General features: G+C 71.4%; 20 protein-coding genes and 1 tRNA gene. 6 read left to right on the top strand and 15 right to left on the bottom strand.

The features are described from left to right. Nucleotides 1-140 precede the first annotated feature (140 nt). The gene (locus EDF27_RS18535; protein WP_132050434.1) at nucleotides 141-1,103 is read left to right on the top strand and encodes a tyrosine-type recombinase/integrase; all 963 of its coding nucleotides are present in this window, start codon (nucleotides 141-143) and stop codon (nucleotides 1,101-1,103) included. Beyond that, entirely contained in the window at nucleotides 1,100-3,172 is a 2,073-nt protein-coding gene (locus tag EDF27_RS18530; RefSeq protein ID WP_132050432.1) for a hypothetical protein, read from the top strand. The genes EDF27_RS18535 and EDF27_RS18530 overlap by 4 nt, the downstream gene beginning before the upstream one ends. A gap of 102 nt (nucleotides 3,173-3,274) precedes the next feature. Here EDF27_RS18530 and EDF27_RS18525 read toward each other — a convergent pair. Then, a tRNA-Pro gene (locus EDF27_RS18525) sits at nucleotides 3,275-3,348 on the bottom strand. 259 nt (nucleotides 3,349-3,607) lie between these two features. On the opposite strand from EDF27_RS18525, the gene EDF27_RS18520 reads away from it, so the two are divergent. Both EDF27_RS18520 and EDF27_RS18515 read left to right on the top strand, forming a co-directional pair. Further along, a complete protein-coding gene (locus tag EDF27_RS18520; protein ID WP_132050430.1) occupies nucleotides 3,608-5,095 on the top strand; it encodes a hypothetical protein in 1,488 nt (495 codons plus the stop codon). A 66-nt stretch (nucleotides 5,096-5,161) separates the two neighbouring features. Next, nucleotides 5,162-7,348, top strand: coding sequence for a RecQ family ATP-dependent DNA helicase (locus EDF27_RS18515; protein ID WP_243698424.1), 2,187 nt, complete (start codon nucleotides 5,162-5,164; stop codon nucleotides 7,346-7,348). A gap of 77 nt (nucleotides 7,349-7,425) precedes the next feature. Here EDF27_RS18515 and EDF27_RS18510 read toward each other — a convergent pair whose 3' ends face one another. The 8 genes from EDF27_RS18510 to EDF27_RS18475 all read right to left on the bottom strand — a co-directional run bounded on the left by EDF27_RS18510 (nucleotide 7,426) and on the right by EDF27_RS18475 (nucleotide 14,134). After that, nucleotides 7,426-8,298: an oxidoreductase gene (locus EDF27_RS18510; RefSeq protein WP_132050428.1), complete on the bottom strand. Its 873-nt coding sequence runs from the start codon at nucleotides 8,296-8,298 to the stop codon at nucleotides 7,426-7,428. 35 nt (nucleotides 8,299-8,333) lie between these two features. Continuing rightward, nucleotides 8,334-8,648 carry a hypothetical protein gene (locus tag EDF27_RS18505; protein WP_132050426.1) on the bottom strand — a complete coding sequence of 105 codons (315 nt, stop codon included), beginning with the start codon at nucleotides 8,646-8,648 and terminating at the stop codon, nucleotides 8,334-8,336. A 9-nt stretch (nucleotides 8,649-8,657) separates the two neighbouring features. Then, nucleotides 8,658-9,146, bottom strand: coding sequence for a hypothetical protein (locus EDF27_RS18500; protein WP_123656468.1), 489 nt, complete (start codon nucleotides 9,144-9,146; stop codon nucleotides 8,658-8,660). A gap of 153 nt (nucleotides 9,147-9,299) precedes the next feature. Beyond that, complete coding sequence (locus EDF27_RS18495; protein ID WP_123656415.1) at nucleotides 9,300-9,845, bottom strand: hypothetical protein; 546 nt, start codon at nucleotides 9,843-9,845, stop codon at nucleotides 9,300-9,302. 41 nt (nucleotides 9,846-9,886) lie between these two features. Next, nucleotides 9,887-11,413: a ribosome biogenesis GTPase Der gene (der, locus tag EDF27_RS18490; RefSeq protein WP_123656414.1), complete on the bottom strand. Its 1,527-nt coding sequence runs from the start codon at nucleotides 11,411-11,413 to the stop codon at nucleotides 9,887-9,889. Nucleotides 11,414-11,448: 35 nt separating this feature from the next. After that, nucleotides 11,449-12,318: a (d)CMP kinase gene (cmk, locus tag EDF27_RS18485; protein ID WP_311316799.1), complete on the bottom strand. Its 870-nt coding sequence runs from the start codon at nucleotides 12,316-12,318 to the stop codon at nucleotides 11,449-11,451. Next, nucleotides 12,309-13,424, bottom strand: a complete 1,116-nt coding sequence (locus EDF27_RS18480) for a prephenate dehydrogenase (protein WP_123656466.1) — start codon at nucleotides 13,422-13,424, stop codon at nucleotides 12,309-12,311. Before EDF27_RS18480 ends, cmk begins: the two co-directional genes overlap by 10 nt. A 5-nt stretch (nucleotides 13,425-13,429) precedes the next feature. After that, nucleotides 13,430-14,134: a TetR/AcrR family transcriptional regulator gene (locus tag EDF27_RS18475; RefSeq protein ID WP_132050424.1), complete on the bottom strand. Its 705-nt coding sequence runs from the start codon at nucleotides 14,132-14,134 to the stop codon at nucleotides 13,430-13,432. 92 nt (nucleotides 14,135-14,226) lie between these two features. On the opposite strand from EDF27_RS18475, the gene EDF27_RS18470 reads away from it, so the two are divergent. Continuing rightward, complete coding sequence (locus EDF27_RS18470; protein WP_132050422.1) at nucleotides 14,227-15,483, top strand: NAD(P)/FAD-dependent oxidoreductase; 1,257 nt, start codon at nucleotides 14,227-14,229, stop codon at nucleotides 15,481-15,483. A 22-nt stretch (nucleotides 15,484-15,505) separates the two neighbouring features. Here EDF27_RS18470 and EDF27_RS20160 read toward each other — a convergent pair whose 3' ends face one another. After that, nucleotides 15,506-16,339 carry a pseudouridine synthase gene (locus EDF27_RS20160; protein ID WP_260233443.1) on the bottom strand — a complete coding sequence of 278 codons (834 nt, stop codon included), beginning with the start codon at nucleotides 16,337-16,339 and terminating at the stop codon, nucleotides 15,506-15,508. A gap of 126 nt (nucleotides 16,340-16,465) precedes the next feature. Between EDF27_RS20160 and EDF27_RS20155 the strand changes: the two genes are divergently transcribed. Next, on the top strand, nucleotides 16,466-17,692 hold the full coding sequence (locus EDF27_RS20155) for a hypothetical protein (protein ID WP_243698423.1): 1,227 nt from the start codon (nucleotides 16,466-16,468) through the stop codon (nucleotides 17,690-17,692). On the opposite strand, the gene scpB is transcribed toward EDF27_RS20155, so the two are convergent. The 5 genes from scpB to priA are packed head-to-tail and all read right to left on the bottom strand — an operon-like array spanning nucleotide 17,619 to nucleotide 21,665. After that, entirely contained in the window at nucleotides 17,619-18,347 is a 729-nt protein-coding gene (gene scpB, locus EDF27_RS18460) for an SMC-Scp complex subunit ScpB (protein WP_132050418.1), read from the bottom strand. The genes EDF27_RS20155 and scpB overlap by 74 nt on opposite strands. Then, nucleotides 18,337-19,194, bottom strand: a complete 858-nt coding sequence (locus EDF27_RS18455; protein ID WP_132050417.1) for a ScpA family protein — start codon at nucleotides 19,192-19,194, stop codon at nucleotides 18,337-18,339. Before EDF27_RS18455 ends, scpB begins: the two co-directional genes overlap by 11 nt. Continuing rightward, a complete protein-coding gene (locus EDF27_RS18450) occupies nucleotides 19,178-20,056 on the bottom strand; it encodes a ParA family protein (protein WP_123656408.1) in 879 nt (292 codons plus the stop codon). The genes EDF27_RS18455 and EDF27_RS18450 overlap by 17 nt, the downstream gene beginning before the upstream one ends. A 47-nt stretch (nucleotides 20,057-20,103) precedes the next feature. Beyond that, nucleotides 20,104-20,904, bottom strand: a complete 801-nt coding sequence (locus EDF27_RS18445; RefSeq protein WP_243698429.1) for an SseB family protein — start codon at nucleotides 20,902-20,904, stop codon at nucleotides 20,104-20,106. Nucleotides 20,905-20,918: 14 nt separating this feature from the next. Further along, complete coding sequence (gene priA, locus EDF27_RS18440; protein WP_123702756.1) at nucleotides 20,919-21,665, bottom strand: bifunctional 1-(5-phosphoribosyl)-5-((5-phosphoribosylamino)methylideneamino)imidazole-4-carboxamide isomerase/phosphoribosylanthranilate isomerase PriA; 747 nt, start codon at nucleotides 21,663-21,665, stop codon at nucleotides 20,919-20,921. Between the last annotated feature and the right edge of the window lie 29 nt (nucleotides 21,666-21,694).

Raw genomic sequence — 21,694 nt, 5'->3', positions numbered from 1 at the left:
ACCTGGGTCGGGACCCAAACCGCGCCCCGTGGTCGTCGCCTGAGTTCGTGCGGCGCCGCGACACGCCGTCCGACCCGCGCAACCGTGCGGATCAGAAGGGTTTCGCCCAGCTGGCCAGATGCAGCCCGCATAGCCAGTGCGTGATCAACAACGGCAAGCGCCAAGAGCGCAACGAAACTGTCCAGCCCGTCCTCGCTCAGAAGATCGACGACGCCATCGAGAAGTACAGGCCCATCATCAACCGCGGCACCTACGACCACGTCGGACCCTTCGTCCGCGACGTCGTCCGCACCATGTCCCCGACCACCTACGACAACGCGCGCCGCCTGCTGTCCATGGTGTCCGGTCTGACGTCTTGGCGGTGGACGCGAACCGGCTGCGACCTCACCCCCGAGCGCATCTTCCGCGACTCCACCATCTCCCTCTACGTCAACACCGTCCTCGCCAACCACTCCCACGCATACCGCTTCGACACGACGCGGCACCTCGGCGCAGTCACTACCCGGCTCACCGGAGAACGCACCAGTCGCCTCGCCCCGCCGGCATCGGTGCGCCTGGCGCCGTACACGAGCGCGGAAATGGCTCAACTGCACTCGTGGCAGATCGCGCTGCCGACTGCACAGGCACGACGGAACGGCGCCGCCTTGCTCGCCCTCGGCGCCGGCGCCGGGCTGACCCCCGCCGAGATCATCGCTGTCCGAAGGAGTGACATCTCGACTGACAGCAACCGCCGGTGGGTGACAGTCCGCGGCGCAGCCGAACGCCACGTGCCGGTGAAGGACCAGTGGGTCCGCACGCTCGACCAGGCACTCGCGTCCGACGAGGATCTCCTGTTCCACGGGTACGACTTCGAGGAGTACGCGCCGCGACCGATCCAGTCCTTCATCACCGCGAACCCCGGACCGGTTCGACTGACCCCGATCCGTCTTCGTTCCGGCTGGATCGTCAGTCTCCTCAACGCCCACATCCCACTCGATGTCGTCGCGGAGATCGCTGGCTTCTCATCGCTCACCTCGATCACCGACTACTTCGCCCACGCCACCTCCGCGAACATCGACGGCTGGCTCGACGCGATCGCCGGTCCCTTGCGAGCGACCCGATGAGCGCCCACGGCATCACCAACGGCGACGCAATGCGGTTCTTCGAGACCGACGGCCGCAAGAAGTCCACGGTCGACGAGAGCTCCCTGTACGACATCGCGAAGGAGAAAGCTTTCCGCAAGATCCGCCTCCGCGAGCACGAGATCGCCGACACCCGTTCAGGGTTCGCGGTCTTCAACCGCAAAGCAATCCGGCTCGCCAAGGCCCGGCTCAAGGCGACCGGCGTCGTCGACGCATACGCCATCTGGCGACACGAAGACGGTTTCCGGGAGTCGAACGGAGGCGCGCCAGCACTGATCTCCATCGAGAACCTACTGATCGGGTGGATGCTCGTCACGACTGCAGGTCAGCCCCAGCTGCTCCTGCAGCTCGGATCCGTCTTCTTCGGCATGCTGACCAACGGGGCCCGCGAAGAACTCGGTCTCCCCAAGCCGAGCAGCAAGAAGTCCCTCATGAAGGTCGAGAACTGGCAGCAGAACGTCGGCAACGCCCACCGACGCTTCATCGCGATCGTCGACCCCCACCTCGGAGAAGACCGCTACACGGCAAAGACGGTCGAGGAGAACGCCGCGACCATGGAGAACCTCGACAAGGAGCGGGAAGCAATCGGCATGGCACGTCTTGCCGAGTTCATGGCCCGGTTCCTCAACATGTCGTTCTTCCTCCAGCCTCGCGCTGTCCGGAACGCCCCGGAACGCAAGGAGGTCGATGTCAGCTTCGACGGGACGCACATGTCGTCTCCGCTGACGACCGGGATGTCGCACAACAAGGAGAAGATCGCGGCGCGCATCAAGAAGGACAAGCTCCTGTCTGCAGCCGGAAAGCCACGCTCCGGCCCGGTCTCGCCCTACGCCGCGTGGAAGGTCGTCGAGACGCCCAAGCGTATCGACGCACCTCCCGGCCAGATGGCGCAGTACGAAACCGAGACGGCGTACCTCTGGGGATGGAACGCCACCCTCGCCCGTCGCGTGTTCCTCAGGCCCGACGACCGTTGCAAGGCTCCGCAGCTCATCCTCGGCGCGACCCTGAGCATTCCGGGCAGCGGGAACGTCGAGGCTGCCGCGTTCGTCCTCCAGCAGATCGTGCGGGCCGGGCACCTCCCGGGCATTGCAGATGCCGACATGGAGTACTTCGCCAATGCCAAGCCGGAGCGGCTCTACGACCCGGTCCGAGAGATCGGCTGGGAGGCCAGTACCGAATGGCGGGATGACCGTCTCGGTCCGCGCGGCGGGTTCGCCGGAGCGATCTTCATCGAGAGCGCCGCCTACTGCCCCGCCATGCCCATTTCGCTCCAGATGGCCAGCCGGCACGTCAAGGACGGAGACATCGATGAGGTCACCTATCGTGCACGCATTGATGAGCGGGAGAATTGGGAGGTGCGCCCGAAGGCACGCCCCAACCCGGACGGCAGCGTCACCATGATGTGCCCAGCATCCGGCGACAGCCCCCGCGTCAAGTGCCCGCTGAAGAAGGCCCGAGCGCGCGTCTCAGAGGCCAAGCTGCTGACGATGGACGAAGTGGACCCGAGCGAGCCCGGCTACCCGGTCGGCGATGACCGGCCCCTCATCTGCTGCCAGGACTCCGTCAAGTTCCCGAAGGAGAACCTGCCACCGCTCTCGCAGGCGTTGCGCTACAAGTCCCGCGAGTGGTCTGACTTCCACGGCTACGCCCGGAACATGGTCGAGAACAGCAACTCGATGCTGAAGGCACCGAAGTACGGATCCCTGCAGGTCCACCTCAACCGTCAGTCACGCGGGTTCGCTTCCGGTTTCGTGTTCCTGACGTTCCTGCTCGTCGCACTCAACATCAAGCAGATCTGCGACTTCCTGAAGGCGAAGGAAATCGCAGACCGCCGAGCGGCTGAAAACCGACCGCCGAGGAGACCGCCGATTCAGCGACGCCGAGACCGCGAGTTCTTCAACGACTACACCGGCACGCGTCCTGGTGGAGTGGCGGACCTCGAGGTCCGTCAGGCGCGAGCCAAGGAGCGGCGAGAGAAAGAAGCCAAGGCAGCCGCGGCCAACGCCAGTCGATCGACGCGAGCTCGGAAGGGAGCTACGAAGCAGGGCTGAGCCCACAAGACCCAGAACAACGAAGAGAGGCCCGCAGCCAACCGGCTGCGGGCCTCTCTCCGCTGTTGGGTTCTTAAGACAGTTCTTAAGACACCCCTTCGGTCGGGCTGACAGGATTTGAACCTGCGACCCCTTGACCCCCAGTCAAGTGCGCTACCAAGCTGCGCCACAGCCCGCGAGTCCTTGCGAACTCGAAGCCCCGGAGGACTCCGCCACCCGCACCCGACCGAGCGCGGAGCAGCCCGACCAGCATAGCGGACGCAGGACCCTCGCCGCGCCACCCGCGCGCACCCGCCGCGCGCCGATCGAGTGCGCAGACGTCGTGGGTGTGCGGCCACCTGGAGCACGACGTCTGCGCACTCGATCGTTCCCGCCTGCGGAAGGGCGGCAACCACGGCCACGAGCCGCCCAGCGCGCCTCCCCTAGGGTGGCCCGATGCGTTCCCGTCCCGCCCGTGCCCTCCTCGCGCTCGCGGTCACCGGCCTCGTGGTCGGTGTCGCCGGATGCAGTGGTTCCGCACCCGACACCGCCCGCCCGACGCTGACGAAGGCACCGTCCGACACCGTGACCGTCGCCGCCGAGCCGGATCCGGCCGCACGGTCGATCCGGGCGAGTCGCGCGCTCTTCGCCAGCGCTCCCGGGGCGGTCGTCGCACCGTCGGACGACGCCGAGGCGATCCGCCACGCGGCGAGCGCCGCCCGCACCGCCCACGTCCCCGTCCTGCTGACGGACGCGAAGGACACGAAAGACACGAAGAGCAACGCCGTCGGCAAGGAACTCGACCGCCTCGACGCCCGCTGGTACCAGGCCGAGGGCGACGTCGAGGTCGACACCGGGCTCGAGCGCCGCGCCGCGCCGGACGCGACGACCGCTGCGGCGACGACCCGGGCCTCCCGGCCGGCGACCGTGGTGGTGGCGGACAGGACGGCCGACGCTGCGGTCGTCGGGACGGCGACGGCGGCGGGTGCGCACGTGGTGACCATGCCGGAGGGCGTGACCGACCCGGCGGCCGCACCCGACGTCCTCAAAGCGCTCCACGCGCACCGGTCGTCGCCGACGGTCCTGGTCGGGTCCGCGTTCGCGAACCTCGGTGACCCGACGTGGACGGTCCGCGCGGCGGAGAGCGGGTGGCAGCTGCCGCACGGTGGCCAGCGGCCGTTCGACGGGCACCGGTACGTCGCGACGTACGGCGCACCGGGCGCGCCGGCACTCGGCGTCCTCGGCGAGCAGGACCCGGCCGCGTCGGTGGCGCGGACGAAGCAGCTCGCGGCGTCCTACGACAGCGTGTCGGACGAGCCGGTCACGCCCGCGTTCGAGCTCATCGCGACCGTCGCGGCGGGCAGCGCCGGGGCGGACGGGGACTACTCGAGCGAGCTGCCGGTCTCCGCCCTCGAACCGTACGTCGATGCCGCGCACGACGCCGGCATGCCGGTGATCATCGACCTGCAGCCCGGGCGCTCCGACTTCCTGTCGCAGGCGAAGCGCTACGAGTCGCTCCTGGAGCGGCCGGGGGTCTGGCTCGCGCTCGACCCGGAGTGGCGACTCGGGCCGGACCAGGTCCCGCTGGAGCAGATCGGGAGCGTCAGCGCCACCGAGGTGAACCAGGTCTCGGACTGGCTCGCGTCGCTGGTCCGGTCGGAGGGCCTGCCGCCGAAGGCCCTGGTCCTGCACCAGTTCCGGCTGTCGATGATCCAGGACCGGTCCGCGTTGCGGTCCCATCCGGAACTGGATCTGCTCATCCACGCGGACGGCCAGGGCTCGCAGCCCGACAAGCAGGCCACGTGGAAGGCGCTGCACGCCGATGCCCCGGCGGGCGTGCACTGGGGGTGGAAGAACTTCTTCGACGAGGACCAGCCGATGCTCTCCCCGTCCCAGACCATGGACGAGGTGGCGCCGACGCCGTCGCTGGTCACGTACCAGTAGCGCGAGTTCTCCACAGCCTGGAGGCCCGGTGCCGGTTTCGTCGGCGGGTCCTGACAGCATGGGGTCATGTCCACCCCCGCGCTCGGCTCCGTCCCGTCCGTCCCGGCCTCGGTTCCCGCCCCGGCACCCGCCGCGGCTCCGCCGTCGGCGGAGATCGCTGCGGAAGCGCAGGAGGCCCTCGCGGCGCTCACCGGCCGCCCGGACGCGGTCTTCCACCCCGGCCAGCTCGAGGCGATCTCCGCTCTGGTGGAGCACCGGCAGCGCGCCCTCGTCGTGCAGCGCACCGGGTGGGGCAAGTCCGCGGTGTACTTCCTCGCGACCCTGCTCCTGCGTCGTCGCGGCGGTGGGCCGACGGTCCTCGTCTCGCCGCTCCTCGCGCTCATGCGTGACCAGGTCGCGGCGGCCGCCCGAGCCGGGGTCCGCGCCGTGTCGATCAACTCCGCGAACGCACACGAGTGGACGGAGACCCAGGCGAAGCTCGCGCGCGACGAGATCGACGTGCTCCTCGTCTCCCCCGAGCGGCTGAACAACCCGAAGTTCCGCGACGAACAACTCCCGTCGCTCATCGCCAGGATGGGGATGCTCGTCGTCGACGAAGCGCACTGCATCTCCGACTGGGGCCACGACTTCCGGCCGGACTACCGCCGGCTCGCCGAGCTCATCCGCTCCCTGCCGCACGGCGTGCCCGTCCTCGCCACCACCGCGACCGCGAACGAGCGCGTGGTCGAAGACGTCGCCGAGCAGCTCACCGCCGGCCCGTCCGACCCGGTGTTCACCATCCGCGGGTCGCTCGCACGGGCCTCCCTGCGGCTCGGTGTCCTGACCCTGCCCGACGCCCGCGCGCGCCTGGGGTGGCTCCTCGCGCACCTCGGCGACCTGCCCGGCAGCGGCATCATCTACACGCTGACGGTCTCCGCGGCCGAGGACATCGCCCGACTCCTGCGGGAGAGCGGCTACGCCGTCCGCGCGTACACCGGCCGCACCGACACCGACGAGCGTGAACAGCTGGAGCAGCAGCTCAAGGGGAACGAGCTGAAGGCGCTCGTCGCCACCAGTGCGCTCGGGATGGGGTTCGACAAGCCCGACCTCGGGTTCGTGGTGCACGTCGGTGCGCCGTCCTCCCCCGTCGCCTACTACCAGCAGATCGGTCGCGCGGGGCGTGCCACCGACAACGCCGACGTGGTCCTGCTCCCCGGGTACGAAGACCAGGAGATCTGGAAGTACTTCGCCAGCGCCTCGATGCCGACGTCCGCACGCGCCACCGCGGTGCTCGGAGCGCTCTCCACGGACAGCGCCCTGTCGACCGTCGCGCTCGAAGGGCTCGTCGACATCAAGCGGTCCACACTCGAACTCCTGCTCAAGGTGCTCGACGTGGACGGTGCCGTCCGCCGGGTCGCCGGCGGGTGGGTGTCCACCGGGCAGCCGTGGGAGTACGACTCCGTGCGGTACGAGCGCGTCGCCGCTGCCCGGGCGGCAGAAGCGGCGTCGATGCTCGACTACGAGTCGACCTCCGCGTGCCGCATGCAGCTCCTGCAGCAGGACCTCGACGACCCCTCGGCCGAACCGTGTGGGCGCTGCGACAACTGCGCCGGGGTCTGGTACCCGGTCGACGTCCCCGACGGCGCAACCGCCGGTGCCGCCTCGGCGCTCGACAAGGTCGGGGTGGAGATCGCCCCGCGCGCCCAGTGGCCGTCGGGCATGTCCGCGCTCGACGTCCCCGTCCGCGGCAAGCTCGCTCCCGGTGAGGTGGTCGCACCCGGCCGCGCCGTCGCACGCCTGACCGACCTCGGGTGGGGCGGCCCGCTCCGGGCGCTCTTCGCACCGGGGGTCCCCGACGCGCCGGTGTCGCGGGAACTCCTCGACGGGTGCATCCGCGCGCTGCGGGACTGGCCGTGGGAGACCCGGCCGACCGGCGTCGTGGCGATGTCCTCGCGGTCACGGCCGCAGCTCGTCGCGTCGCTGGCGCAGGCGCTGTCGTCGATCGGCAAGCTCGAGTTCCTCGGGACGCTCGACCGCGACGGTGGGGTGCCGCGCGGGGACGGCGCGACGAACAGCGCCTATCGCCTGTCCGGCGTGTGGGAGACGTTCGCGGTCGGCCCCGAGCTGTCGGCGGCGCTGCAGTCGCACGACGGGCCGGTGCTGCTCGTCGACGACCTGGTCGACAGCCGGTGGACGATGACCGTCGCCGGGCGGGAACTCCGGCGTGCGGGGGCGTCCGCGGTACTGCCGTTCGCCCTCGCGACCGTGGCGTAGCCGCGCGCGGGTTCCAGCCAGGGGCCGGGGGCCGGGGGCCGGGCCCGGCGGCCCGAGGCCCTGGGCCCGGGCAGCGCCTACTCGGCGCCGATCGCGTCCAGTTCCGCCAGGGCGTCCTCCGGCAGCGTGAACCCCGCCGACGCCACGTTGTCCCGCAGGTGCGCCACGGACGACGTCCCCGGGATGAGCAGGATGTTCGACGAGCGCTGCAGCAACCAGGCGAGTGCGACCGTCAGCCGGGACACCTCGAGCCGCGCTGCGACGGCGTCGAGCGCCGACGACTGGATCGGCGAGAAGCCACCGAGCGGGAAGTACGGCACGAACGCGATGCCCTGCTCCGCCGTCAGGTCCACGAGTGCGTCGTCCTCCCGGCGGGCCACGTTGTAGCGGTTCTGCACGCAGACCACCGGGGCGATGGACTGGGCCTCCGCCAGCTGCTCCGCGGTGACCGTCGACACACCGAGGTGGTTGATGAGTCCCTGCTGCTGCAGCTCGGCGAGTGCCTCGAACTGCGGCGCGATGGACCCGGGTTCGGGCGCGTCGAAGCCGCCCATCCGGAGGTTCACCGCGTCGAGCCGCTCGACGCCCAGGTTCCGGAGGTTGCCGTGCACCTGTTCGACGAGTTCGTGCGGCTCCCGGGCGTTCGGCCACCCGCCTCGCTCGTCGCGTCGCGCGCCGACCTTCGTCACGATGCGGAGGTCGGCCGGGTACGGCGAGAGGGCCTCGCGGATGAGCTCGTTCGTGACGTACGGCCCGTAGTAGTCCGACGTGTCGATGTGCGTGATGCCGAGTTCCACGACGGTCCGGAGCACCCGGATCGCCTCGTCGCGATCGGCGGGCGGGCCGAAGACGTGCGGTCCGGTGAGCTGCATCGCGCCGTACCCGACACGGGTGAGTTCGAGGTCGTCGGCGAGGCGGAAGGCACCGCCGGGGAGCGTCGTGTTCGTCATGGCGTCCACGATGCTCCGCACGCCGGCGGGGACGGTCAGGCCCGGTACCCCACCAGTCGTCGCACGGCTTCCTCGACGCGTGCGCGTCGCTCACCCGGGTGGACGTGCTCGGTGAACGCGTCGTCGGGCAGGCGTGCCTCGGCGTCGACGACCGCGAGCACGTACGCCAGCAGCTCCGCCGCGTCGAACGCCTCGACGTCGACCGCGCCGCCGCCGGACTCCGCGAGTGCGGCGATCGCCTCCGCGGTCGCAGCCGGCAGCGCCCCACCGGCCACCACGGACGCGAAGAGCTCACCCGCGAACCGCGGGAGGTCGTCCGGCCGGAACCGCACGCCGAGGATGATCGCCATGGACCGATCCTACGGAGCGGTGGGCCGTGCGGGCTTCGGGAACGTCGTGCGCATGTGGTCCGAGGTGAGCACGTCACCGATGCCGATCATGAGCACGGAGAACACGATCTGCTCGACGACCATCCAGAACGGGTACAGGTTCGGGATCGCCGCGATGACGAGCGTCACGACGGGGAAGATCCGGCTGAACAACCGGAGTCGCTGGTACGCCCAGTAGTAGCCGAGCTGCGCACGCCACGCGAAGACGTAGAGGGTCAGCGTGATGAGGAGCACGACGGTCGCCCGGAACCAGACCGCCCACGGGATGGTCTGGCCCGCGTGCGTGAGGACGATCGCGATGACGATCGCGGCGAGTCCGACGACGGTCTCGGCGACGAGCAGCCACCGGATCCAGCGGAAGGACCGCACGGTGTCCGGGTGCTCGAGCATCGACTCACGGATCACGTACCCGCCCGCTCGGCCGCCGGCCAGCCGGTCGAGCCGCAGGCGGCACCACATCCGGTCGGCCAGGGTCTGCTGCGTCACCCGTCCATGGTGCCGTATCCGGCGCACCCGGCGGACCACGAGCCTCCAGTCCGGAACGACGGCCAGGAGGCTGGACACGCGTCGCCAGCGCTGGTCGCGTCCGTCCCGTGCGCGGCTCCGGGGCCGTCAGCGGCCTGGCAGGAGCTCGGCACCACCCAGGATGGTGGTCGTGTTCCAGTCGAGGACGACGAGCGAGTGCACCTCGTCCGGCAGGATCTGCGGTATGCCGACGTCGATCACGGCCGAGGTGGCGCCGTGCGGGATCACCCCGATCTCGACGGGGTCGCCGTCCGGGATCCACCGCGCACGCTGCCCGGTGCCGACGACGTCACCCCCGGTGAGCTGCACGCGGATGTCGGCCGTCGCGATGTCGGTCGTGAAACCCGTGATCGTCACGCGGATCGACCGCGCGCCGGACCGGGTGACGGTCACGTGCCCGGTGGTGTGCACGCCGATCGAGACGATCGTGCCGTCGACGGGCAACCCGGTGCGGTACCAGGGCTCGTCGAGCGGGGGCAGCGTCGCCACCGCGTTGACCGGCGCCCGGCCGACGGTCGTGTGCGCGACCGGAGGCGGCGCGAGCAACCAGAAGCACAGCGCGGCGATGATCGCGACGCTGACCGCTCCGATTGCTGCCCAGCCGTTCGGCGTGGGCCCGTGCCCGGGTGACATGCACGGAGCGTACGCCTGTGCACGTCACCCGCGCTGGTGGATCAGGTGCGCTTCCGGCGCTCGCGCACGCGCATGTTCACGGTGATCGGCGTGCCGGCGAAGCCCCAGACCTCGCGCAGACGCCTGGTGATGAACCGGCGGTACTGCGGGTCGAGGAACTGCGTCGTGAAGAGCACGAACGTCGGCGGCTGGCTCGCGGCCTGCGTGCCGAACAGGATGCGCGGCTGACGGCCACCGCGGACCGGGTGCGGGTGCTCCTGCACGAGCTCGGCGATGAAGGCGTTGACCTTGCCCGTCGGGATGCGGGTGTCCCACGACTCGAGCGCGGTCTCGAGGGCCGGGACGAGCTTCTCGAGGTGACGACCGGTGCGTGCCGAGATGTTGACGCGGGGCGCCCAGGCGACGTGCGCCAGGTCCTGCTCGATCTCGCGCTCGAGGTAGCGACGGCGCTCGTCGTCGAGGAGGTCCCACTTGTTGTACGCGAGGACCAGGGCGCGACCCGACTCGAGGACGAGGTCGATGATGCGGAGGTCCTGCACGGAGACGGGCTCGGTGACGTCGAGGACGACGACCGCGACCTCGGCCTTCTCGAGGGCGGCCGTGGTGCGGAGCGAGGCGTAGAAGTCCGCGCCCTGCTGGAGGTGCACGCGCTTCCGGATGCCCGCGGTGTCGACGAAGCGCCAGACACGGCCGCCGAGCTCGACCTGCTCGTCGACCGGGTCACGGGTGGTGCCGGCGAGCTCGTTCACGACGACGCGCTCTTCACCGGCGGCCTTGTTGAGCAGCGAGCTCTTGCCGACGTTCGGGCGACCGAGGATCGCGACGCGGCGCGGGCCACCGATCTCCTGCTTCGCGACGGCGGAGACGTCGGGGAGGGTCGCGATGATGAGGTCGAGGAGGTCCGCGACGCCACGGCCGTGGAGCGCCGAGACGGGGTGCGGCTCGCCGAGCCCGAGGTTCCAGAGCGCGAAGGCCTCGAGGTCGCGGCGGTCGTCGTCGGCCTTGTTCGCCACGACGATCACGGGCTTGTCGGTGCCGCGGAGCATCTTCACGACGTGCTCGTCGGTCGCGGTGATGCCCACCGTGACGTCGACGACGAACAGCACGGCGTCGGCGAGGTCGATCGCGACCTCCGCCTGGAGCGCCACGGACGCGTTGATGCCCTTGGCGTCGGGCTCCCACCCGCCGGTGTCGACGAGGGTGAACCGCTTGTCGTTCCAGTCGGCCTTGTAGCTGACGCGGTCACGCGTGACGCCGGGGACGTCCTGCACGACGGCTTCGCGGCGACCGAGGATGCGGTTCACGAGCGCGGACTTGCCGACGTTCGGGCGACCGACGATCGCCAGGACCGGCAGCGCGGGGAGGTAGGCGATGCCGTCCTCGCCGAGGGTGCCGGCTTCGAGGAGGGCGACGTCTTCCTCGTCGAGCTCGTAGTCCTCGAGCCCGGCACGGAGCGCGGTCGCCCGCTGCTCTGCCTCGGATTCGTCGAGGCTCGCGATCCGCTCACCCAGGGAGTCGTCGTACTCCGGGAAGTCGTCGTGCTCTGGTCCGTTGTCCAGTTGCGCCATGGTGGTTTCCTTGCCGGCGACCGTGTGGTCGCGTGTCAGTGCCCGGCCGTGCGGGCCAGGTCGACGACCGCCTGGACGGTCTGGTCGAAGTCGAGGTCGGTGGAGTCGAGCGTCGTGACACCGTCAGCGGCGTTCATGAAGTCGACGACCTTCGCGTCGGCGGCGTCTCGTCGGGCGAGTGCTGCCGAGGTCTCGGCGGCCGACTGGGTCGTGACCTCTGCCGAGCGCCGAGCCATTCTAACCTGCTCGTCGGCGGTCAGGAGGATCCGGACCTCGGCGTCGGGTGCGACGACCGTCGTGATGTCGCGACCCTCGGTGATGATGCCCCGCGCGTCGGCCTTCCGCATCACGTTCCGGAAGAGCTGCACGAGGCGTTCGCGGACCTCGGGGAGCTTCGCGATGTGCGCCACTGCTCCGGTCACCTCGGGGGTGCGGATCGCGTCGGTCACGTCGGTGCCGCCGACCCGGACGAAGTACGCGTCGGGGTCGGTGCCGATCTCGTACTCGAACGTGTCCCAGCTGGCCAGGATCGCGCTCGCGTCGTCGAGGTCGACGCCGAGCTGCAGCGCGTGCCAGGCGAGCGCCCGGTAGGCGGCGCCGGTGTCCTGGTAGCCGAAGCCGAGCGCACGGGCAGCTGCCCGGGAGACGCTGGACTTGCCGCTCCCAGCGGGGCCGTCGACGGCGATCACGAACTTGGCGACGTACGCGCCGTCGGCGAGTCCGGACGGCAGCGGGTCACGGGTGAGACCGGGCTCGCCGCCACCCTGGCCGTCGGCGCCACCGCTGCCGGCGCTCCCCGTTGCCGGCCCGGGCTGGTCCCCCGGCGTCGGGAGACCCGTGTCGGGGCTGTCCGGGCCGCCGGTCACGCCGGACTCGTCGTGCATCTGGTCGGGGTTCAGGCCCATGCTGCTGCGATCCTCCATCCGCGGCTCTCGAGTTCCTCGACGAGTCGCTGTTCCTGCTCGGGGACGACCGACACCTCGACGATGCCGATCGGTGCGCCCGGTGAGTGCTCGAGGCGCAGGTCCTCGAGGTTGATGCCGATCTCACCGATGGTCGTCATGAGTTCGGCGATCTGCCCGGGTCGGTCGTCGACGAGGACGACGACCTGGGCGAAGCGCTTGGTGGTGCCGTGCTTGCCGGGGAGGCGCTCGACACCGCGGTTGCCCGACGCGATCGTCTCGGCGATCGTGCGGGGCGCACCGGGCGCCTCGGGGTCCGCGAGTGCGTCGATGACGCGGGTGAGCTCGTCGCGCAGGTCGGCGAGCACCGGTCGGATGTGGGCGGCGTTCGCACCGATGATCTGCACCCAGAGCCCCGGGTCGCTCGACGCCACGCGCGTGACGTCACGGACACCGCCGCCCGCGAGTTCGAGCGCCGCTTCGGGTGCGTCCTGCAGGCGCGACGCCATCAGGGTCGAGACGAGCTGCGGGACGTGGGACATCATCGCGACCGCACGGTCGTGGGGCTCCGGCTCCATCTGGATGACCGTCGCCTCGAGGTCGAGGGCGAGGTCCTCGACCACGGCGGCGCGCCGGTACGTGATCGCGTCGTGCCCTGCGATCACCCACGGACGGCCGATGAACAGGTCCGCCCTGGCCGCCGTCGGGCCGCTGCGTTCCCGTCCGGCCATCGGGTGGGACCCGATGTACCGGGAGACGTCGGCGCCGGCGGCGCGGAGCCGCTCGAGCGGCACGGACTTCACGCTGGCGACGTCCGTGACCACGGCGTCGGGGTAGGCCGCGAGCTCACGCTCCACCACCTGCGCGGTGACGTCCGGCGGGACCGCCACCACGATGAGCTCCGGCGCGTCGCCCTCGGCCGGACGGCGCCCGGCGCCGTAGTCGACGGCGAGTGCCAGTGCGGCCGGTGAGACGTCGTCGAGGATCACCTCGACGCCCTTCTGCCGGAGGCCGAGCCCGATCGAGGCGCCGAGCAGACCGGCACCGACGACGCGGACGGGCCCGCGGACCCGACGGTCGACCTCGGCGGTCGTGTCGTGCTGGCTCATGTCGGTCACCGCGTAAGCCTATCGACCGGCCCCGTGCTGTCGGTCGGCGTCGGTCGGGCGGTTGCTCCTGGTGGGGTGGTTGCTCCCGATCGGGTGGTGGCTCCTGGTCGGGTGGCGGCTCCTGGTCGGGTGGCGGCTCCTGGTCGGGTGAGGGCGAGCGTCGCGGCGCGGGCGGTGGCGATGACCTCGCCCTGCGGCGCGTCGGTCCCGAGGGCGGCGAAGAGCGCGGCGCTCACGGTGTCGAAGGCCATGCGCGCGCGGAGCTTCTCGGTCCACGGGGCGTCTGCCGGGACGAGCCGTTCCACCACCTCGTCGAACCAGGAGCGGATGTCACCGCCCTCGGTCGCGAGCTTGTGCATCATCGGGCGGTTGGCGTGGGCGAAGCGCATCCCGCGGATCCGTCCGGCCGACGTCGAGTCCACCCACCGGAGCGCCGCACGCTGCAGCAGGTCCGGGGCCGGCGGCTGGTCGTCGATCCAGGCGAGGAGTTCGTCGAGCTCGCTGCGACGGTCGTCGAGGAGCGCACGGAGGATCGCTTCCTTGCTGGCGAAGTGGTAGTAGAGCGACGACTTCGTGACCCCGAGCGCTTCGGAGATGTCCCGGATCGAGGTGCCTTCGAATCCCCGGCTCGTGAAGAGCTCGAGGGCGACGCGGAGGATCTCCGCGCGGGTCTCGCTGCCCGGGCGTCGGGTCGGGGTGCTGTCGGTCACGGTGATGAGTCTACTTGCCGAACGATCGTTCGGGAGGTACTGTTCCTCCTGACCGAACGATCGTTCGGCAGACAGCGTCGACAGGAGACCTCATGAACCCGCAGCCCCGCATCGCCGTCATCGGCGCCGGCCCCGGAGGACTCCTCTGCGCCCGCGTCCTGCAGCTCGCCGGTGTGGACGTCACCGTGTACGACGCCGACGCGTCGCTGTCCTCCCGGACGCAGGGCGGCACGCTCGACCTCCACGCGGACAGCGGGCAGATCGCGATCGAGGACGCCGAGCTCCTCGACGAGTTCATCGCGCTCGCCCGCCCCGAAGGCCAGTCGAAGCGGATGGCGGCGCCGGATGGCACCGTGCTGATGGAGCACCTGGCTGCGCCGGACGAGTTCGCGGCACCGGAGATCGACCGCGCGCAGCTCCGCACGCTGCTCGCCGACTCGCTCCGCCCGGGCACGATCCGCTGGGGGCACCGGCTCACGGAAGTCCGCGGCGGCTCGCGCGGTCTGCGCTTCGCCGATGCCGACGGGGCTTCGGCCGACGTCGTGATCGGTGCCGACGGGGCGTGGTCCCGCGTCCGTTCCGCCCTGACCGACGCACTCCCCCGGTACACGGGGGTCAGCTTCGTGGAGGTCGTCTTCTCGTCGGTGTCGACGGCGCACCCGCACATCGCACGGCTCGTCGGCGACGGCCACCTCTGGGTGAACGGCGACGGACGTTCGATGATCCTGCAGCGGAACAGCGACGACGTCGTCCGGGGGTACCTGGGCATGCGCGTGCCGCTCGACTGGCTCGCCGAAGCCGGCCTCGGCGTCGCGGACGGGCGCGGTGGGCTGCTCGCGAGCAGCCCGTCCCTCGATGCGAACGCGACCCAGCGGACGGACACCGAGCGCGTCCGGGCAGAGATCCGGTCTCGGTTCGCAGACTTCTCGCCCGACCTGCTCCGCATCGTCGACGAGAGCGAAGGGACGCTGCCGAACCGCCCGATCATGGCGCTCCCGACGCCGATGGCGTGGGAGCACGTCCCCGGCGTGACGCTGCTCGGGGACGCCGCGCACGTGATGTCGCCGTTCGGCGGCAACGGGGTGAACCTCGCGATGCTCGACGGTGCGGAACTCGCGCGTGCGATCATCCTGGCGCTGCGGGACGGCACCGACCTCGACGACGCGATCCGTGCCTACGAGCACACGATGATCGACCGTGGTGCATCGATCGGTGCGGGTGCCAACGCCGCGATCGTGGAGCACTTCGCCGCCGGTGGCCCCGACCTCGACGGCGTCCCGGACTTCGACGTCGAAGCCGAACGCTGGCGTGCGGGAGCGGACGAGTACCGTGCGGCACGACGCGAGTAGCCCACGCCGTGCCGCAGCGGCGTCAGTCGCTCGACTCCTCGGCCGTCTCGTTCGCCGCGGTGCCGCGCTCGGCGGCTTCGGACGTCGCGCCACGCGCGATGCCGAGCAGCTTGCCGAGCTCGACGCCGTTCACCTCGCGGGTGCGCCCGCTCGGCAGGCTCCCGAGGTGCAGCGGACCGAACGAGCGTCGGACCAGCTCGTTCACCGGGTGCCCGACCGCGTCGAGCATGCGGCGGACGATGCGGTTGCGGCCGGAGTGCAGCGTCAGCTCGACGAGCGACTCCCCGCGGGACGACTCGAGCAGCCGGACCTTGTCCGCGGCGATCGGGCCGTCCTCCAGGTCCACGCCGTCGAGCAGGACCTGCACGGTGGCCGGCGACACGTTCCCGGCGACCTTCGCGATGTAGGTCTTCGTCACGCCGAACGACGGGTGCGCGAGCACGTGGGCGAGCGCGCCGTCGTTCGTCAGCAGCAGCAGGCCGGACGTCTCGGCGTCCAGGCGCCCGACGTTGAACAGGCGCTCCTCGAACTTGTCGACGAACTGCGACAGGTCGGCTCGGCCGCGCTCGTCGAGCATGCTCGAGACGACACCGGTCGGCTTGTTGAGGAGCACGTACCGCCGGGTCGTGTCGACCTGCACGGGGACACCGTCGACCGCGATCGCGTCCTTCTCCGGGTCCACGCGACGCCCGAGCGCCTCGACGACCTCGCCGTTGACGCTGACGCGGCCCTCGGCGATGAGGTTCTCCGCCACGCGGCGCGATGCCACTCCGGCGGCGGCCATCACCTTCTGGAGGCGCTCACCCTCCGGCTCGGCCGGGGCTGCGGCGCCCTCCGCTGCGTCCCAGTCGGGGATGATCGGGCGTTCCGGCGTGCCCTCGAGCGGAGTGCCGTTGCCGTCTCGCTGCCCTTCGGGACGCGGGGTGGTGCCACGGTCACGGTTCCGGACGGTGGCCGTCCCGCCGACGTACCGGCGCCCGTTGTGCCACACGCGGCTCGCCTCGCCGTCGCGGGACTGGGTGCTCCGACGGTCGTCGCCGCGCCCACGCTGCTCACGGTCGCGCTGGTCGCGGTCGGCGTTGTTCCACCGGGGGCGGTCCACGCGGCGGTCGCCGGTCGGAGCCGGGCGTCCCTCGCCGTCGCGGCGGCCGTACCCGCGGTCATCGCGCCGGTCGCCCGAACGGTCGTCGCGGCGATCGGTGCGGTCGTCACGGCGGTCGGTCCCACGCGGGCCCGTGCCACGGGTGTCGTGGCGGCTGTCGTCGTGGCGGACGAACCCACGGTCGTCGCGGCGCGGGGCACCGCGGTCGTCCCGGCGGACGAACCCGCCGTCGTCGCGGCGGGGCGCGCTGCGGTCATCGTCGCGTCGGCCGTACCCACGGTCGTCACGGCGGGGCGCGCTGCGGTCATCGTCACGGCGGCCGTACCCACGGTCGTCACGGCGGGGAGCACCCCGGTCATCCCGACGCGGAGCGCCGCGGTCGTCATCGCGTCGGCCGTACCCACGGTCGTCACGACGGGGAGCACCCCGGTCATCGCGGCGCGGGGCACCCCGGTCGTCATCGCGGCGGCCGTACCCACGGTCGTCACGACGAGGAGCCCCCCGGTCGTCGTCCCGCCGGCTCGGCGCGCGGTCGTCCCGCTGGCCGTACGGACGGTCGCCGCCGGTGCGGTTGCCGTAGCCACCGCGATCCGCCCCACCGGGACGGTTGCCGTAGCCACCGCGGTCGGCCCCACGCGAACGGTCGCCACCGGGACGGCTGGTGTACCCACCTCGGTCGCCAGCGCCGGGACGGCTGCCGTAGCCACCGCGATCCGCACCACCGGAGCGGCCACCGCGGTCGTCATCGCGACGCCCGTACCCGCCGCGGTCGGAGCCGCCACGGTCCGAGCCGCCGGAACGTGCACCGTACCCACCGCGGTCAGCGCCACCGGAGCGGCCACCGCGGTCGTCATCGCGACGCCCGTACCCGCCGCGGTCCGAGCCACCACGGTCCGAGCCACCGGAACGCGCCCCGTACCCACCGCGATCCGACCCGCCCGGGCGACCCGAGCCTCCAGACCGTCCGCCGCCGGAGCGGCCCGCGTCTCCACGCCCAGCACCCCCGCGACCGGCGTCGCCATGTCGTCCGTCCTCATACGCGGCCATCGGGGATCCCTTCGTTCTGCTCGAAACCGTCAGCGCCGTCTTCCAAGAGCGGCGAGATGAGCGGCAGTTCCTCGAGCGAGTTGATGCCGAGCTGCTGCAGGAGCAGATCGGATGTGACGTAGTTGATGGCGCCGGTCTCGGAGTCGGTGAACGACTCCTCGATGAGCCCGCGCGCCACCAGGGTCCGGACGACCCCGTCGACGTTGACGGCCCGGATCGATGCGATCTGGGAGCGGGTGATCGGCTGCTTGTAGGCGACGACGGCCAGCGTCTCGAGTGCGGCCTGGGACAGCCGCGACGGCCGTTCGGCCTCGACGAACTGTTCGACCACGGCGTCGAGGTCGGCTCGGACGTAGAACCGCCAGCCGCCGCCGACCTCGCGGAGTTCGAACCCGCGGCGGATGGTGCCGTCGACGCCGTCGAAGTCCGCGACGAGGCGCTCGATGGCCTGCCGCACGACGGGCACCGGCGCACCGACCGCCGTGCCGAGTGCGACGAGCGACTGCGGCTCGTCCGCGATCATCAGGATCGCCTCGAGCTGCCGGTCGACGGGCGCCTCCGACGCGGGCGCCGGCGCTGCGGCTGCGGACGTGGATGGAGACGCGGACGCCGCGGCGGCGTGCGCGCGCATCGACTCCTCGATCGCCCGTGCGTCGCCGATCTCCTCGGCGCCACCGGGTTCGGCGCTGGAGACGTCGTGGACGTCATCCGTCATAGTCGGCTCCAAGGTTGGCGAGGCTCTCGTCGGTCCAGTGCTCCGCGGTCCACCGCAGGGTGAGTTCCCCGAGCGGCTCGTCCTGCTCGAAGGTGATCGACGCGTTCCGGTAGAGCTCGAGGATCGCGAGGAAACGAGCCACCACGATACCCGTCATGTCGACGCCGGCGACCAGTTCACGGAACGAGACGTCCGGGGTGCCCGACTCGGCGCGGGTGCGGAGGATCGACACGACGACGGCCGCTTGCTCCCGGATGCTCACGAGCGGGGCGTGCAGGTGGTCGAGTCCGACGGTCGGGATCTCCCGCGGTGCGAACGCCAGCGCGGCGAGCGCGGCGAAGTCCTGCACGGACAGCGTCCAGACGAGTTCCGGGGTCGTGGCGCGGAAGCGTTCCTCGAGCCGCACGCTCCGGACGTGACGGCGCGACTCGGTCGTCCACCGCGACCCGAACCAGTCCGCTGCCTGCTTGAACGCCCGGTACTGCAGGAGTCGGGCGAAGAGCAGGTCACGGGCTTCGAGGAGCGCGACGTCCTCCGCGTCGACGAGTTCGCCCTGCGGCAGGAGCCCGACGATCTTCAGGTCGAGGAGGGTCGCGGCGACGACCAGGAACTCGCTCGCCTCGTCGAGTTCCTCGGCGGACTCGGCCTGGCGGACGTAGGCGATGAACTCGCCGGTGACGACGCCGAGCGCGACCTCGGTGATGTCCATCTCGTGCTTCGTGATGAGCGAGAGCAGGAGGTCGAACGGTCCGTCGAAGTTCGTGAGCCGGACACGGAATCCCGGCGTGTCGGACGTGCCCGACGCGGAACCGGACCCGGCCGCAGTGAGGTCAGGCGACGGCGCCACGCTGGACGAGCTCTCGTGCGAGCTGCCGGTAGGAGTGCGCCGCAGCGTGGTCCGGAGCCGTCTGCGTGATGGGGCGCGCCGACACCGTGGCGTCGGGGAACTTCACGGTGCGACCGATGACGGTGTCGAGCACCCGGTCGTCGAAGGTGTCGACGACGCGCTCCATGACTTCCCGCGAGTGCAGCGTCCGCGAGTCGTACATGGTGGCGAGGATGCCGTCGAGCTTCAGCGCCGGGTTGAGCCGGTCGCGCACCTTGTCGATGGTCTCGATGAGGAGCGCCACACCGCGGAGGGCGAAGAACTCGCACTCGAGCGGGATGAGCACCCCGTGTGCGGCGGTGAGCGCGTTCACGGTGAGGAGCCCGAGTGACGGCTGGCAGTCCACGAGGATGACGTCGTAGTCGCCGGCGACCTTGCGGAGGACGCTCGCCAGGATCTGCTCGCGGGCGACCTCGTTCACGAGGTGGACCTCGGCCGCGGAGAGGTCGATGTTCGCCGGGATGACGTCGAGGTACGGGGTGTTCGTCGGCTGGATGACCTGGTTCGGGTCCTTGATGGAGCCCATGAGCAGGTCGTAGACCGTGGGGATGTCGTGGGTCCGGACACCGAGGCCGGCGGACAGCGCGCCCTGCGGGTCGAAGTCGACGGCGAGGACCTTGCGGCCGTACTCCGCGAGCGCCGCTCCGAGGTTGATCGACGTCGTGGTCTTGCCGACGCCGCCCTTCTGGTTGCAGAGCGCGATGATGCGGGCGGGGCCGTGACCGTCGAGCTCCTCCGGCACGGGGAATGCCCGAACGGGCCGGCCGGTCGGACCGTACGTGGTCTCGCCGGTGCCGGGCTGGGTCGTCGGGTTGGTGCTCACCGGGCCATCGTACCGGCGCACCCGCGCTGACCCACGCGCGACGCGGGTCAGGCTGCGCGCAATGCGACGCGCATGCTGTCCACGCGCTCCGCGATGGCCGCGTCCGCCGACCACCGCTGCTGCAGGCGTCCGACGAGCTCCCCGACCTGGGCACGATCGAGCCCCGGGTGCAGGGCGAGACCGACCGTCAGTTCCGGGCCCGCGAAGCGCCCGAGCGGGTCGCCGGGTTCCAGCTCGACGCGAGCGACGCTCCGCTCCCCCTCGACGGAGGCCGCGAAGGCCGCAGCGACCGCGGTGTCCTCGAAGCACGGCGTCCACGGGAGGTCCCGGCCGAGCGCCCACACCGCGGGGCGACGCAGGACGAACTCGCTCGGCGAGGTCGGGTCGAGGACGACGAGCTGGGTGTCCTCGCTCGCCGCCGCCATCGCGACCCGACGCGACTCGACCGGGATCGGCCGCGCGGTGGCGTCCCAGGCCTGCATCGCGGCGACCGAGGTGAACGCCGGCATCACCGTGCGGCCGTCGGGACCGGCGACCGTGACGATGGAGAGCTCCTGGGTCTTGTCGACGAGGCGACCGTCGGGTGTCTCGCCGACCTCGCCCGCTTCGGCGACGAGCGGGATGAGCAGCCGGGCGGTGCCGAGCGCCCGCACGACGGCGCCCTGCGATCCCCCTGCCGCGAGGTCCGCGATCGCCGCCAGGACCGCCGGGTCGGCGAGTCCGTCGTCGTCCGCGAACGCGTCGTCGTGGCTGTCGAAGGTGCGGCCGGCCCACGGGAACCCGGCCGAGTCCACGGCGTGTGCGTGGCCGTCGGTGTCGTCGGGTCCTGCCCCGCGGCCGTTCGAGATGCCCGCCACGGGCGCTACTCCGACGCGATGTCGAGTGCGGCCGGCAGCGTGAACGCGCCGGAGTACAGGGCCTTGCCGATGATCGCGCCCTCGAGGCCGTGCGGCACGAGCTCGCGCAACGCGACCAGGTCGTCGAGGGTCGAGATGCCGCCGGAGGCGACGACGGGCTGGTCCGTCCGGTCGCAGACCTGGCGCAGCAGTTCGACGTTCGGCCCCTGCAGCGTGCCGTCCTTCGTCACGTCGGTGACGACGTACCGAGCGCACCCGGCCGCTTCGAGCCGGTCGAGCACCTCCCACAGGTCGCCGCCGTCCTCTGTCCAGCCGCGCGCGGCCAGCGTGGTGCCGCGGACGTCGAGCCCGACGGCGATCTGCTCGCCGTACTCGCCGATCACGCGGGCCGCCCACTCCGGGTCCTCGAGCGCCGCGGTGCCGAGGTTCACTCGTGCTGCACCCGTCGCCAGCGCCGCTTCGAGTGCTCGGTCGTCGCGGATGCCACCGGACAGCTCGACCTGGACGCCCTCGACCTCCCGGATGGCGTGCGCGATCACGCGGCGGTTGTCCCCGCGGCCGAACGCGGCGTCGAGGTCCACGAGGTGGATCCACTCCGCGCCCTGGTCGCGCCAGGTGCGCGCGGCGGCGACGGGGTCGCCGTACGACGTCTCACTGCCGGCCTCACCCTGGGTCAGGCGCACGGCCTGGCCGTCGACGACGTCGATCGCGGGCAGCAGGACGAGGGGCGGGGTGGAGGTCAGGTCGGTCATGGTCCTGTCGGTTCTGTGGCTGGTTCGAG

Origin of the sequence: Curtobacterium sp. PhB136 (assembly GCF_004346855.1) — a bacterium.
Taxonomy (GTDB): Bacteria; Actinomycetota; Actinomycetes; order Actinomycetales; family Microbacteriaceae; genus Curtobacterium.
Note: the sequence above shows the minus strand (reverse complement) of the source record. Positions and strands in the feature narration are given on the sequence as shown.

Excerpts from the sequence above, each read along its gene's own strand:
- priA (WP_123702756.1), bottom strand. The coding sequence starts at position 21,665 with ATGACCGACCTGACCTCCACCCCGCCCCTCGTCCTGCTGCCCGCGATC.
- EDF27_RS18470 (WP_132050422.1), top strand. The coding sequence starts at position 14,227 with ATGAACCCGCAGCCCCGCATCGCCGTCATCGGCGCCGGCCCCGGAGGA.
- scpB (WP_132050418.1), bottom strand. The coding sequence starts at position 18,347 with ATGACGGATGACGTCCACGACGTCTCCAGCGCCGAACCCGGTGGCGCC.
- der (WP_123656414.1), bottom strand. The coding sequence starts at position 11,413 with ATGGCGCAACTGGACAACGGACCAGAGCACGACGACTTCCCGGAGTAC.
- EDF27_RS18480 (WP_123656466.1), bottom strand. The coding sequence starts at position 13,424 with ATGAGCCAGCACGACACGACCGCCGAGGTCGACCGTCGGGTCCGCGGG.
- EDF27_RS18500 (WP_123656468.1), bottom strand. The coding sequence starts at position 9,146 with ATGTGGTGCCGCCTGCGGCTCGACCGGCTGGCCGGCGGCCGAGCGGGC.
- EDF27_RS18520 (WP_132050430.1), top strand. The coding sequence starts at position 3,608 with ATGCGTTCCCGTCCCGCCCGTGCCCTCCTCGCGCTCGCGGTCACCGGC.
- EDF27_RS18515 (WP_243698424.1), top strand. The coding sequence starts at position 5,162 with ATGTCCACCCCCGCGCTCGGCTCCGTCCCGTCCGTCCCGGCCTCGGTT.
- cmk (WP_311316799.1), bottom strand. The coding sequence starts at position 12,318 with ATGGGCCTGAACCCCGACCAGATGCACGACGAGTCCGGCGTGACCGGC.
- EDF27_RS18505 (WP_132050426.1), bottom strand. The coding sequence starts at position 8,648 with ATGGCGATCATCCTCGGCGTGCGGTTCCGGCCGGACGACCTCCCGCGG.
- EDF27_RS18530 (WP_132050432.1), top strand. The coding sequence starts at position 1,100 with ATGAGCGCCCACGGCATCACCAACGGCGACGCAATGCGGTTCTTCGAG.
- EDF27_RS18510 (WP_132050428.1), bottom strand. The coding sequence starts at position 8,298 with ATGACGAACACGACGCTCCCCGGCGGTGCCTTCCGCCTCGCCGACGAC.
- EDF27_RS18495 (WP_123656415.1), bottom strand. The coding sequence starts at position 9,845 with ATGTCACCCGGGCACGGGCCCACGCCGAACGGCTGGGCAGCAATCGGA.